We start from the raw sequence: 11,413 nt of genomic DNA on the forward strand, positions 1-11,413 counted from the left end.
GAACCCGGATTCCCATAAAAAATAAGTACAGGGCGGCATGATTGAGTCTGGTATGTCTGCAAATGTTACCCTGTCCGTCCCCGCCGACGTTCCCGGCACGGCACGGGAGACCTATATCGAGAACTACAGGACAATCACCCACGGATCCGGCCGCCTCATGCTCTTTGCCGGCGACCAGAAGATCGAGCACCTCAACGACGACTTCTTCGGCGAGGGCATCCACGAGGACGACGCCGACCCGGAGCACCTCTTCAGGATCGCACAGAAGGGGCGCATCGGCGTCTTCGCAACCCAGCTCGGCCTGGTCGCCCGGTACGGCCGGGACTATTCCGACGTCCCGTACCTGGTCAAGCTCAACTCCAAGACCCACCTCGTGAAGACCGCCCAGAAAGACCCGTACAGCCCGATGATCTCGACAGTCGGGCAGGTCGTCGCCTTCCGCAACCAGACCGGCCTGAAGGTCCTCGGCGTCGGCTACACGGTCTATCTCGGCTCGGAGTACGAGGCCGAGATGATGAGGGAAGCGGCCCAGATCATCTTCGAGGCCCACCAGCACGGCCTGATCACCGTCCTCTGGATCTACCCCCGCGGCGCGGCGGTGAAGGACGAGAAGGACCCGCACCTCATCGCGGGCGCCACCGGCGTCGCCGCCTGCCTCGGCTCCGACTTCGTCAAGGTGAACTCCCCGAAGAAGGAGGGCGCGGTCTCGGCCGAACTCCTCCGCGAAGTGACCCGCGCCGCAGGCAGGACGCAGGTCGTCTGTGCCGGCGGGTCGAGCATCGACGAGACGAAGTTCCTCAAGGAACTGTACGACCAGATCCACACCGGCGGTGCGTCAGGCAATGCAACAGGCCGGAACATCCACCAGAAGTCTCTCGACGAGGCGGTCAGGATGTGCAACGCCATCTCGGCCATCACCATCGACAATGCACCCCTTGAGGACGCCGTCGCGCTCCTGAAGGGCAACTGACCCTTTTTTTCTTTTCGCCCCCCTGTACCGGGGCGGTGTTCTTATAGGGGATCTGATATAGAGAATTTCGGAGACTGAAGATGACGACACTGCAAGACTATCTCCGGGCGGCAGGCTGCGAAGCCGGGCTGCAGGAACTCATCGAACTTATCGCACGGCAGGCGGGCCCGATCAGGGAGGCCTTCATCACCCACCAGTCCTATGCCGGGAGCGAGAACATCTACGGCGAACAGCAGGCGGCGATGGACACCTGGGCCGACGAACAGATCATCGGGGCGGCCCGCGACTCAGGCCTCGTGCGCGAACTCTCCTCAGAGGAGCAGGAGGAGGTGCTCACCTTCGCCGATGCGAAGCAGGACTATGCCATCGTGATGGACCCGATGGACGGGTCGTCCCTGATCCAGACGAACCTCGCGGTCGGCACGATCATCGGGATCTTCGGCAACGGGTCGGTGCGGCAGAAGGGGCGGAACCTGAAGGCCGCACTCTACATGCTGTACGGCCCGATGACGACCCTCACCCTGACAATCGGGAAGGGCGTGCAGATCTTTGCGATGGACCACGAGGGCATCTACCGTCTCCTTGAAGCCGACGTCAGGATGCCCGAGGGCACCCTGTACGGCACCGGCGGGAAGAGGCCGGAGTGGACGGCGCCGCACACGGCGTTCATCGAGACGATCGAGAAAGAGGGGGCGAAGGTCCGCTACACCGGATCCTATGTGGCCGACTTCCACCAGATCCTCAAGTACGGCGGGATCTACTGCTACCCCGCCCTGAAGGACAAGCCGAAGGGCAAACTCCGCCTGATGTACGAGGCCGTCCCGGTCGGCTTCATCGCCGAGCAGGCCGGGGGCGCGATCACCGACGGCACCCGGAACCTCCTTGACGTGGAACCCGACGACCCGCACCAGCGCACCCCGATCTATGTCGGGTCTGCCGGCATGATCAGGAAGGTGAAGGAGATCTTCGGCAGGACGCACGCATGACCACCGTCACGGTGGCGACGGCAGACCTCGGCGGGTTCCCGGCAGGCCAGAAGGCGCACCCTCTCGTCATCGAGAGGGCCGCACAGGTGCTCCGCAAAGAGCACGGCGGCCTCATCATCGATTCCTTCGTGACCAGAGTTGGCGGAAGGCTTGCCTGCATCTTCACCCACCGGGACGACCCGCGGATCGCCGACCTCCTCACCCGCGTGATGGAGGAGTGCCGCACCCTTGCAGGCAGTCTCGGCCTCACCGGATCGGGAGAGGCGGGGAGGGCGGACCTCCCTGTCGAGACCGGAGACGGCGTCCTCGTCTTCCTCTCCAGCGGGGCGGCTGAAGGGGCCTGGAGCGAGGCGCTCGCCCGCATCTTCGCCGACCCCTACACGACGCCTGCCCTTGTGGACGACCCCCTCCTCCGCCGGGGTTTTACCTTCACCTGCACTGACGGCGGGTTCTATCCCACTCCGTCCGGCATCTACGACCTTCTGGCGCACATCGACGACGGTGCGTCTGTCGTGAAGGTCGAGGGGCCTGAGACGACCGTCGCCGCCGCCTGCACAGGCGCCGACCCGGCCCTCCTCCTCGGCACCGGCAGGGGATGCCCGCCGGTCGCCGGCGTCCTCGCCGCCGTCGCGGACTCAGACTTCATGCCTGTCAGCCTCTGCGACGCCGTGCCGGTCTGCACAAAGGCCGTCTGCCTGGGATTCGGTATCCATGACGGGATGCTCATCGGTCCGGCAGACCTCTTCGACGACCCCGCCTTCACCCGGCGGTGAGCCCTCCGAAAAAAACGGTGCAATGAGGTTTTTCAGGCCGATGGAAAGATTAAATACTTTCCACCACCACATAACCTCAGATGGTCAACAGTATTGTTCTGCCAGTGAAAAAAGTTTTTTCGCTCGTTGATTCAAAGATTAGCGTAGAGATCAAGGACGAAGGCCGGAAGCTGCAGGGAAGACTCGTTGCCGTGGACGAGCACCTGAACCTGCACATGGACGAGACGATCGAGTTCACGGGCGACCAGCGGGGACGCAACCTCGGCACCGTCGTCATCAGGGGGAACAATATTCTTACGATCGCACCCCTTATCTGATGGACATGCCATCTGTTGAAGATGAGGCCCAGAGGATCATCCAGTCGAGGCAGGAAGGAGTGCTCCAGAGCGAACTCTGGAAACTCCTCAACATCGACAGCCGGAAATGCTCGCGGGTCGTTAAGAAACTGAGCGATGCCGGCCTCATCGATCGCCTCGAGTACAGAGAGGAGGGGCTCAAGACATACCTGCTGAAGGCACGGCAGCAGGCGGTCGATCCCTCTCTCCTGATGGCAGGAGAAGAGTTGATCCCCTGTATCGGTTGTGACCTGGACTGCAATGTGGAGCAGTGTTCGGTCCTTCTTGACTGGATGTACGAACTGGCAATTAGCGAAGTTAACGAGTAAACAGTCCTTGCCCGGGACGAACTCCCTTTTTTCGGCTCTTGCGAATCGCTCATGAAGGCAATTGATCCGGCTCTCCCATCCCTAATCCTATCCTCATTTTGTGGGGGTCCGGGGGGCCGCCGCCCCCCGGTGTCTGATTAAGGGATGGCGTTTGTACGGGTGTCACAGGATCTAAATGCCTGTACCGGGGATGAAACCCGCGGTGAGCATGTATGGAGAAGGTAGTGGATCCACGCTTTCACCGGAGGATCAGAGGTATCTCCCACTTTCAACAGAGCAGAAAAATGGAGCCCTGATCATCACCGCCGCCGGCGGTACAGGGCCATCACTATCCACCCGACAAGCACGACACCGCCGGCGAGCAGGAGGACCTGCAGCAGGGGCCGGTTAAAAATGGTCGAGAACCCGAACAGGGACTTTTCCGGAGGCACCGCCCCCGGGACCTCCGCAACAGGGGGCAGCGTTTCGATCGTTCTGACAGGCGGGAGTGTCGGGGGCTGAGTCGGCTGCGTCGTCGTGACGGCGGCAATCATTTCAAGGGCGTACATGCAGACCCTCTGGTCGCCCGTGCCCGTCCCCGAGAGGACAAGGGACCCGTCGTCCGAGATGACGGCTGCGGTGACCGACGCGGGCTGTGTCTCCTTCCAGAGGAGTTTACCGTCTTTCGAGAGCAGATAGACGGCCTGGTCCTGCGATGCCCCGACGACCCGGCCGTCAGATGTGATCCCCACATGATGGACGCGGTTGTCGGCCATGTACTGCCAGAGCAGCGTCCCATTGCTGCTATAGAGGTGAACCCGGGAATCCAGGGACCCGACGGCAATCAGGGCCCCATCCGGAGATATGGCAACCGACCGGATCCCTTTTCCGGCATCCTTTTTCCAGATCTTTTTGCCGTTCTTGCCCAGCAGATAGACCTGACCGTCGGCACCCGCGGCGACCAGACTGCCGTCGGCCGATATCGCGACGGTATCGACGTCGCCTGTCGTATCATACTTCCATAACTCGCCGGCGCCGCGCCTGAGAAGGCATACGGTGCTGTCGTCGCTTCCTACGGCGATATATTTGCCATCGGGAGATATGGCCACGCTGAAAGCGAAATATCCGGAACTCCACCTCCAGTCCAGATCCCCCTCGCGGGTAAAGACCCGCACCAGGTCCGACCCTTCGACGACATAGGCCCCGTCCTTCGAGACCGCCGAACCATAGACCGGGCACCCTGTCTCATGGTTCCAGAGGAGGGTGCCGTTCCGGTCATAAAAATACAGGGCCCCCGGCCTGTTTGTCCCGACCGCAAAGGAGGAACCGTCAGGCGCCAGTGCGAGGGTCAGGATCTCGCTCCCGAAGGCATGCTCCCATACCCTGGTCGCCTCGATCTCTCCGGCACTCCCGACCGCCACGGCCTGCAGTATCAGAATAAAGAGAAGAGCAAATAGTGTCCACTTCGGCATGCACGTCCCCCACCTGTTTCTCCCTTCCCGACAGCAGAGGAAGAAGAGAGTTTGAGAGAGATCACGCCCCTCATATATGAATTTTGTGTCGACGGGAGCGGCAGAAATGTCCACTGACCGGAGGTCTTATGTAGGGATATCGCCAGGCCTGAACAATGAGCTCCTGGACGGTTGAGGCAACATCTCATCTGATAGGCGAGCTGATCCTCTGTGCGGTCGTCATGACCGCCGCTGTTCTCCTCATCATCTATTGCCTGGGTTTCTCCTTTTCTTTCTCGATCTCAGAGGAACCGTGCATCTTCGAGATCATCGACATCGCCCACGTCGATGACGACTCTCCGTATAGTATGAATTATGACAGCCGCGTCGCTCTCTGGTACAACCCCCGTCCCCCTCCCGAAGATGCCAGCGACGCGGCCATGAAAGAGTTCTGGAAACGTCTTGGCGTCCATACGACCGAGCCCGACAGGACACGTTACTATGTCAAAAACGATATGTATCCCACATTTTTCAAGAACGGCCAGAAGGTCGAGGCCCGCATCCTGACGATGGAGGCGCACGAGTTCATACAGACCCATCACACCGGCACCCAGTATATGACCGGCAAGGGGAGCATGTGGTGCCCGAATGGCAGGATCATCGTCGACTTCCCCAACGGCACCTTCCGCCCCGGCGACGTGGTGCGGGTCGAGATCCGCGACACCCGGACAGATGCGCTCATCTCGGTTGACACGTATACCGCATAGCGGCGCGGGCCGCGAGGCGTGCGACCCGCAGGGGTTCGGGCACCTTCCCGTCGCGGGTGAAGGCGTCGACGACCCTCCCTGCGTCCGCCGTATCGATCCCCGAGGCCCGCAGATAGACGGTATAGCCTGTGCCGAGGCGGAGGGGGACGCGAGGGCCGAGGCGGCGGTACGCCTCCATCCTCTCCGCATCGCCCGGGAAGTGGGCGGAGACATCCTCTTCAAGACCGTCCGAGTCCTCGTACGTGACCACGATCACAGGAAGACCGGTCGCCAGACTGACGGCGTCCGGGTCGATGATGTTGTACCATGCAATGACGCACCCGGAGAGGAGGACACAGTTGATATCCTCCCGTTCCAGTCCCTGAAAAAGCGATATCGCAGCAACGGTTCCGTCCATGCCGCCGACCGTCACCTCGCCAAACCCGAAACCGTCGATCACGCCGTCCCTGCGCATCACGACGCCGGCAAGCGTGGACCTCTCCCGCCCCCGGAAACTCTCGGCGATACCGAGGGCACGCAGCCCCTTCTTCGCCATGTGCATGGAAGCACTTATGACGATGGCTTTTTAAATACTATGGCGATGGAGATCGAGAAGGACCAGGTGTGCATCTTCATTCCCACCCTGAACGAGGCGCCGACCATAGAGGGCCTGGTCAGGGAGTTTCAAGAAAGGGGATATCACCGGATTCTGGTGGCGGATGGGCACAGTACCGACGGCACGCCGGAGATTGCGCGGAATGCCGGGGCGGAAGTCGTCTTCCAGACTGAAAAGGGAAAAGGAAACGCGATCATCGAAGCAGCCGCGATCATCGATCTCCCCTATGTCCTCATGCTCGACGGGGACGGCACGTACCTCCCTGACGACGCCGAGAAGATGCTCGCCCCCCTCTTCTCCGGTTTCGACCACGTGATCGGCGACCGCCTCGCCTACCCGGAGAAAGGTGCCCTGACCCGCCTCAACCTCGTCGGGAACTATATCATCAACTATTTCTTCAAGGTCGCCCATGGTCGGGACCTCCATGACATCCTCTCCGGCTACCGGGCCTTCACCCTCTCCTCCTTGCAGCAGATGAACCTCCAGGAGGCGGGGTTCGAGATCGAGACCGAGATGGCAGTCCAGGCGGTAAAATTCGACCAGCAGGTTGCCGTGGTCCCTGTCCACTACCTGATGCGGCCGGGGACGCCGACCAAACTCAATCCCGTCCAGGATGGGTTCAGGATCCTCTCGGCAATCTTCCGTTTCGCCCGCCTCAATAATCCCCTCTTCTATTTCGGGATGATAGGGCTCCTGCTCACCTTTATCGGCGGGGGCATCGGGGTCTATGTCTTCCTCGAATGGCTCAAAAATATCGAGCACCTCCCTATGACCATCCTCACGGTGCTCTTCATCGTCGTCGGCATCGAGATCTTCATGTTCGGCGTGATCAGCGACCTGATCCTTGCCTTCCACCGCGAGGTAATCCGGGAGGTCCAGCGGCTGCAACCGCCTCAGCCGCCGAAGAGGCGGGAGTGATTCCTCCTCTCGTCGGGGGTATCCCCGTTTTTTCAGCCCGGCGGATTGCAGCCCCGATCTCGGGAGAGTGATCTCCCGCGGTCGGTCTCACTGCGATTGTATTTCTCAGGACCACTGCCGCTTTGCTCCGCGAAGACCTGAATCTCCTGTTCTGTCTTCCCCGACCCTATCCTGAGTGGGGGGTCCGGGGGCTTGCCCCCGGTGAGCGGTAGGGGGAAGGCGGTGAATCCACGCTTTCTCGCAGGATCAGGCGGATACTCCAACCCCACAAAAAAATCGTATCAGAGAATTCCCTTCCCCCACAACCCCGCGTACAACAAAACCCGACACGAGTACTCCGCGAGAGACGTGTAGAGATACGCCTGGTCGAGACTCTTCCCCGCCGCGAAGGTGCCGTGGCCGCGGGCGATGACCAGGTGGGCATCCTTCAGGGCCGCCGCCACATTGTCGGCGAGTTCCTGCGTCCCGGGCGCACCGCCGACGACCGCGATCTCCGGGCAGAGCATCTCCCCCTCGCTGTCCTTCGGGACGATCCTCTCGCAGGCGAGAGACGCCGCCACCGCATGCGGCGGGTGGGCGTGGACGATCGCCTGGTGGGGAGTCAGGCAGTAGACCGCCTGGTGCACCCTGTACTCGCTCGACGCCCCCGGCGGCGCCTCGCCCTCGCAGGGCACCAGCACCAGGTCGCCGGGATCGTCGAGGTACGACCCCGTCCTCGTGATCAGGAAACCGTCCCCCTCTCTCCTGCTCATGTTCCCGAAATTCCCACCGACAAGGCCCTCCGTAAAGAGCCTCTTCCCTATACGCACACAGTCTTCATCCTGCACTCGTCACACCGTCCTGAAACACAGAACTCCTTTGCATATTCGACGACCCGGCCATGGGCACGCCCGTACAGTGCCGCGTCCTCGGGCAGCACCCTCTCGAAGGCCGCCTTGAGCTCGGCATACGACCCCGTGACACCGATGCACCCGCAGATACGCTTCGTGTAGGCATCGACCACGAAGGACGGACGGCCGAACCCGTAGCAGAGGATGCTGTCGGCCGTCTCCTCGCCGACACCATTGACGGCAAGGAGCGCCTCGCGCAAGGCGGGTGTCGGAAGACGGGACATGCCCTCGATACCCCCCATCTCACAAATCCGGCGGCACAACCTCTTCAGCCGCGCCGTCTTCACCCGGTAAAACCCCGTGCAACGGACCGCCGCCTCGACCACCGCCTGATCGGCCCGGTCGACCCCCTCGACTGTACAGACCCCCGCGTCCTTGAGAAGGGCAAGGGCGCGTTCGACATTCTCCCACCGCGTCTGCTGGGTGAGCACGGCACCGATGACCACCTCGTCCGCGGGTGCGTCCCACCAGACGATCTCGCCATAGCGTGCGGCAAGAAAACCGAGCAGGGCCCGGACTCGTTCGTCCTGATCCATGAAAAGAAAAATGGTGAAGGTATCCCTTACTCTTCGATCAGGGGCCTGAGGATATCCTCAAGGGTATCGGCACGGGTGACGCCCTCGATTTTCTGGAGGACAATGCCGTCCTTCTCGATGATAAGGGTCGGGACAACGCGGATCTGGTACTTCATCGCCTCTTCCATGTTCTGGTCGACATCGATCGTCCTGATCTCGACCAGATCGCCCATCTTAACCTTGAGATCTTCAAGGATCGGCGTCTGCATCTTGCACGGCCCGCACCATGTCGCAAAAAAGTCAGTCAATACCGGTTTGCTCATACTATCCCTCTTTCTGCATGATCATCTATCAGAGATAATAAAATGCTTTCGAGCGTCTCCGCGTCGGTGACCTTCTCAAACCTCCCGACCACTTTTCCCCCCGCTTCGATGACGATCGTCGGAACGGTCGTCAGCCTGTAGGCCGAGATCAGGTCGAGCCTCTCCGCGACATCGATCATCCTCACCTCCACGCGGTCGCCAAGCCTTTCGGCCAGGCCCTGCACGATGGCGGTCTGCTCCCGGCAGGGTTCGCACCACGCGGAGAAGAAATCGATCAGCACCGGTCTGCCCATGCCGACGTATGGGGAAAAAAGAGGGGAAAGAGTTTCCGGTTATTTCGAGAGGATCGCCATGATGATCTTGCCGTAGGCGGGCCTGGTGATCAGGACGCCGATGAGCACGCCAAGGATCGTGATGATGGCGAAGCCGCGGAGCGTCGAGAGGTCCATCAGAGCGAGGGGCAACATCGCGAAGACGACTGTCCCGGCAGCCACGACGATGATCCCGAGGGCCCGCGAGAGCCTCTTCAGGTAGACGCTCGACGACGGCACCCTGCCCTCGTGGAGCACCTCGTCGGTGATCACGACGAGCTGGTCGATGCCCGTACCCATCACGGCGATGATACCCGCGATCGATGCCAGGTCAAGCTGCTGGACAAACCGTGCGATGCCGAGCAGGATGATGATCTCGGCGAGGTTTGTTGCGACCATGGGGAGCACGATACTCGGCTCGCGGTACCTGAAGTAGACCACGACACCGACGACGATCAGGGCGGCGATCGCGGCCAGGATGCAGAGGATCTTGTAGTAGTCGCCGAGGGTTGCCGAGACAGATCCCGACCCTGCGACAGTCACGTCCACAGGCAGGGCACCGGCCCGCAGGTGGATCTCAAGGTTCTCTGCGTCCTTCAGGCCCTCGTCGCCGACGCCGGTGGAGGCGCTGAGGCTGCGGCTAGGACTGGCCTTCAGCTGCGAGGCGAGTTCAGCAGACAGGGGCGCCGAGTACACCGTATTGTTGTCCAGGAGCATGACCAGTTCATGGTTCTGCGGGTCGTTCACCGCATTCGAGGAGATGGCGCCCTGCCTGAAGGCGTCCGCACCCTCGGGGCTGAGCGTGAAGCCGACGCCCCACATACCCTGCTGGTCCTTTGTCGGCACGTTGACGCTCGTGATCACGTCGCCGAAGATGACATGCTCGGTCTGGTTTCCGGTCGTCTGGACGCGGATCTCGAACTTGCCCTGCTGACCGACGATCTCGTTCGCCGTCTTCATGTCGACGCCGGCGAGTTCAACACGCACATAGCGGGTGATGCCGTTGAGGCCGGTGAGGATGTTCACCCGTGCGTCCTTAGTGCCGAGGCTGTTCACCTTCTCGTCAAGGGTCCGCTTCACAAGTTCCGCGGTGTCCTTGGAGACGCCAGGGTTCACGGTGACGATGGTCGCTCCGGCCTTCGTGAAGACGGGCTCAAGCTGCTCACGCGTGAACGCCTTCCTGACCTCGACCTGATCCGCCGAGACCGGGATCACCTCGGTGTCCAGTTCCGTGCCCAGGGTGTCTGCAAGTTTGTTGATATCGATGCCCGGCTCGACGGTGACCACTTCGGCCTGGAACTCCATCTGGAGCCAGGAACCCTCCTGGAGGTCGAGGCCGTACTGGAGGTTGGTCGTGAATTTTCCGTCCTCGAAGTGGGGGCCGATGGCGATGACCGAGAGGATGACCATGGCCACCAGGAGGACGATCCTCCAGTCGGTATAGAGTTTTCTGAGTGTATCGCTGTTCATGCGTGCCTCCCGTTCCGTGTTACGTATGCCCTGAGGATGCCGACGTTGAGCACCCAGGTGTTCATCAGGTCCACAAAGAGGCCGACAAGAAGGACGGCCGAGATCTGGGCGATGACCTCAACGCCGCCGAAGGCCGTGACCGCGAACATCGCCGCGACCGCGGCCATGGTCGTCGTGGTCATGATGATGCCGGTCCTGTAGGCCCCGGCAAACTTGTCCTCCGTCTTCCCCTGCCTCTTGAGGACACGGGTCGTAAGGAGGATGTCGCTGTCCACCGAGTAACCGATGAGCATCAGGAGGGCCGCCGTCGTCGGGAGGGTGAGGGGAATGCCGATGAGGCTCATGATCGCCGCCGTGATCGCGATGTCCGAGAATGCCGAGAGGACAACGGCCACGGAGGGGACAAGGTTCCTGAACGCGACGAAGACCACGAACGCCATCCCGATGAAGGAGAAGATCAGGGCGATGAAGGCCTGCTGCTGGAGGGTGCTCCCGAATGCCTCGCCGATCTGGTCGACCTTTGCATCAGGGTAGCGTTCCAGGACCATTTCGGTGAGCGCCTGCGCCTGATCGTCGTCCATGGGGCCGAACCTGACGTACTTGCCGCCATCGAGCCCCTCACCGACATCAGTCAGGGGGAATCCTGCGAAATATTCCTTAATCTCATCAATACTGTCGTCGGTGATGACGGTGACGGCAGTGCCGCCTGCAAAGTCGATGCCGGGAGTTAACGGCATCCCTGTGCTCAGCCAGTTAAAAGTAAGGAGGCCGAGCGCCAGGAGAAGCAGAACGAGTGGTATC

The 11,413-nt window shown here is 61.4% G+C and carries 15 protein-coding genes; 7 read left to right on the forward strand and 8 right to left on the reverse strand.

The genetic code is table 11. The annotated features are described in order from the left end of the window. Nucleotides 1-52: 52 nt before the first annotated feature. The 5 genes from PHP59_RS01950 to PHP59_RS01970 all read left to right on the forward strand — a co-directional run bounded on the left by PHP59_RS01950 (nucleotide 53) and on the right by PHP59_RS01970 (nucleotide 3,393). A complete protein-coding gene (locus PHP59_RS01950; protein WP_300162768.1) occupies nucleotides 53-970 on the forward strand; it encodes an aldolase in 918 nt (305 codons plus the stop codon). Between the two features lie 80 nt (nucleotides 971-1,050). Next, nucleotides 1,051-1,956 carry a class 1 fructose-bisphosphatase gene (locus tag PHP59_RS01955; RefSeq protein WP_300162771.1) on the forward strand — a complete coding sequence of 302 codons (906 nt, stop codon included), beginning with the start codon at nucleotides 1,051-1,053 and terminating at the stop codon, nucleotides 1,954-1,956. Beyond that, the gene (locus tag PHP59_RS01960; protein ID WP_300162774.1) at nucleotides 1,953-2,729 is read left to right on the forward strand and encodes a fructose 1,6-bisphosphatase; all 777 of its coding nucleotides are present in this window, start codon (nucleotides 1,953-1,955) and stop codon (nucleotides 2,727-2,729) included. The genes PHP59_RS01955 and PHP59_RS01960 overlap by 4 nt, the downstream gene beginning before the upstream one ends. Before the next feature lie 80 nt (nucleotides 2,730-2,809). Next, nucleotides 2,810-3,046, forward strand: a complete 237-nt coding sequence (locus PHP59_RS01965; protein WP_067050941.1) for an LSM domain-containing protein — start codon at nucleotides 2,810-2,812, stop codon at nucleotides 3,044-3,046. 5 nt (nucleotides 3,047-3,051) lie between these two features. Then, the gene (locus PHP59_RS01970; protein WP_300162779.1) at nucleotides 3,052-3,393 is read left to right on the forward strand and encodes an Lrp/AsnC family transcriptional regulator; all 342 of its coding nucleotides are present in this window, start codon (nucleotides 3,052-3,054) and stop codon (nucleotides 3,391-3,393) included. Between the two features lie 299 nt (nucleotides 3,394-3,692). On the opposite strand, the gene PHP59_RS01975 is transcribed toward PHP59_RS01970, so the two are convergent. After that, the gene (locus PHP59_RS01975) at nucleotides 3,693-4,844 is read right to left on the reverse strand and encodes a WD40 repeat domain-containing protein (protein WP_300162782.1); all 1,152 of its coding nucleotides are present in this window, start codon (nucleotides 4,842-4,844) and stop codon (nucleotides 3,693-3,695) included. A 155-nt stretch (nucleotides 4,845-4,999) separates the two neighbouring features. Between PHP59_RS01975 and PHP59_RS01980 the strand changes: the two genes are divergently transcribed. Then, nucleotides 5,000-5,590 (forward strand): hypothetical protein, encoded by a 591-nt coding sequence (locus PHP59_RS01980; RefSeq protein WP_300162785.1) that lies wholly within the window; start codon nucleotides 5,000-5,002, stop codon nucleotides 5,588-5,590. Here PHP59_RS01980 and PHP59_RS01985 read toward each other — a convergent pair. Continuing rightward, on the reverse strand, nucleotides 5,562-6,131 hold the full coding sequence (locus tag PHP59_RS01985) for a DUF99 family protein (RefSeq protein WP_300162788.1): 570 nt from the start codon (nucleotides 6,129-6,131) through the stop codon (nucleotides 5,562-5,564). The genes PHP59_RS01980 and PHP59_RS01985 overlap by 29 nt on opposite strands. Before the next feature lie 39 nt (nucleotides 6,132-6,170). Between PHP59_RS01985 and aglJ the strand changes: the two genes are divergently transcribed. Continuing rightward, on the forward strand, nucleotides 6,171-7,103 hold the full coding sequence (aglJ, locus tag PHP59_RS01990; protein ID WP_300162817.1) for an S-layer glycoprotein N-glycosyltransferase AglJ: 933 nt from the start codon (nucleotides 6,171-6,173) through the stop codon (nucleotides 7,101-7,103). Between the two features lie 281 nt (nucleotides 7,104-7,384). Here aglJ and PHP59_RS01995 read toward each other — a convergent pair whose 3' ends face one another. Genes PHP59_RS01995 through PHP59_RS02020 form a run of 6 tightly spaced genes read right to left on the reverse strand, consistent with a single transcriptional unit; the run spans nucleotide 7,385 to nucleotide 11,412 of the window. Continuing rightward, nucleotides 7,385-7,930 carry an aldolase gene (locus PHP59_RS01995; protein WP_300162790.1) on the reverse strand — a complete coding sequence of 182 codons (546 nt, stop codon included), beginning with the start codon at nucleotides 7,928-7,930 and terminating at the stop codon, nucleotides 7,385-7,387. Continuing rightward, nucleotides 7,903-8,529, reverse strand: coding sequence for a Fe-S cluster assembly protein HesB (locus PHP59_RS02000; protein WP_300162793.1), 627 nt, complete (start codon nucleotides 8,527-8,529; stop codon nucleotides 7,903-7,905). Before PHP59_RS02000 ends, PHP59_RS01995 begins: the two co-directional genes overlap by 28 nt. A 26-nt stretch (nucleotides 8,530-8,555) precedes the next feature. Continuing rightward, the gene (locus tag PHP59_RS02005; protein ID WP_300162796.1) at nucleotides 8,556-8,831 is read right to left on the reverse strand and encodes a thioredoxin domain-containing protein; all 276 of its coding nucleotides are present in this window, start codon (nucleotides 8,829-8,831) and stop codon (nucleotides 8,556-8,558) included. Beyond that, nucleotides 8,828-9,124, reverse strand: coding sequence for a thioredoxin domain-containing protein (locus tag PHP59_RS02010; protein ID WP_300162799.1), 297 nt, complete (start codon nucleotides 9,122-9,124; stop codon nucleotides 8,828-8,830). Before PHP59_RS02010 ends, PHP59_RS02005 begins: the two co-directional genes overlap by 4 nt. 39 nt (nucleotides 9,125-9,163) lie before the next feature. Beyond that, nucleotides 9,164-10,612 carry a preprotein translocase subunit SecD gene (locus tag PHP59_RS02015; protein ID WP_300162802.1) on the reverse strand — a complete coding sequence of 483 codons (1,449 nt, stop codon included), beginning with the start codon at nucleotides 10,610-10,612 and terminating at the stop codon, nucleotides 9,164-9,166. Beyond that, nucleotides 10,609-11,412 (reverse strand): protein translocase subunit SecF, encoded by an 804-nt coding sequence (locus tag PHP59_RS02020; protein ID WP_300162805.1) that lies wholly within the window; start codon nucleotides 11,410-11,412, stop codon nucleotides 10,609-10,611. Before PHP59_RS02020 ends, PHP59_RS02015 begins: the two co-directional genes overlap by 4 nt. Nucleotide 11,413: the final 1 nt, after the last annotated feature.

This window comes from Methanofollis sp., assembly GCF_028702905.1.
In the GTDB taxonomy this organism is placed as follows: domain Archaea; phylum Halobacteriota; class Methanomicrobia; order Methanomicrobiales; family Methanofollaceae; genus Methanofollis.

Coding starts and splice junctions, on each gene's coding strand:
- aglJ (WP_300162817.1), top strand. CDS start 6,171: ATGGAGATCGAGAAGGACCAGGTGTGCATCTTCATTCCCACCCTGAAC.
- PHP59_RS01975 (WP_300162782.1), bottom strand. CDS start 4,844: ATGCCGAAGTGGACACTATTTGCTCTTCTCTTTATTCTGATACTGCAG.
- PHP59_RS02015 (WP_300162802.1), bottom strand. CDS start 10,612: ATGAACAGCGATACACTCAGAAAACTCTATACCGACTGGAGGATCGTC.
- PHP59_RS01955 (WP_300162771.1), top strand. CDS start 1,051: ATGACGACACTGCAAGACTATCTCCGGGCGGCAGGCTGCGAAGCCGGG.
- PHP59_RS01980 (WP_300162785.1), top strand. CDS start 5,000: ATGAGCTCCTGGACGGTTGAGGCAACATCTCATCTGATAGGCGAGCTG.
- PHP59_RS01950 (WP_300162768.1), top strand. CDS start 53: ATGTCTGCAAATGTTACCCTGTCCGTCCCCGCCGACGTTCCCGGCACG.
- PHP59_RS01985 (WP_300162788.1), bottom strand. CDS start 6,131: ATGCACATGGCGAAGAAGGGGCTGCGTGCCCTCGGTATCGCCGAGAGT.
- PHP59_RS02005 (WP_300162796.1), bottom strand. CDS start 8,831: ATGAGCAAACCGGTATTGACTGACTTTTTTGCGACATGGTGCGGGCCG.
- PHP59_RS01970 (WP_300162779.1), top strand. CDS start 3,052: ATGCCATCTGTTGAAGATGAGGCCCAGAGGATCATCCAGTCGAGGCAG.
- PHP59_RS02010 (WP_300162799.1), bottom strand. CDS start 9,124: ATGGGCAGACCGGTGCTGATCGATTTCTTCTCCGCGTGGTGCGAACCC.
- PHP59_RS01965 (WP_067050941.1), top strand. CDS start 2,810: ATGGTCAACAGTATTGTTCTGCCAGTGAAAAAAGTTTTTTCGCTCGTT.
- PHP59_RS02000 (WP_300162793.1), bottom strand. CDS start 8,529: ATGGATCAGGACGAACGAGTCCGGGCCCTGCTCGGTTTTCTTGCCGCA.
- PHP59_RS01960 (WP_300162774.1), top strand. CDS start 1,953: ATGACCACCGTCACGGTGGCGACGGCAGACCTCGGCGGGTTCCCGGCA.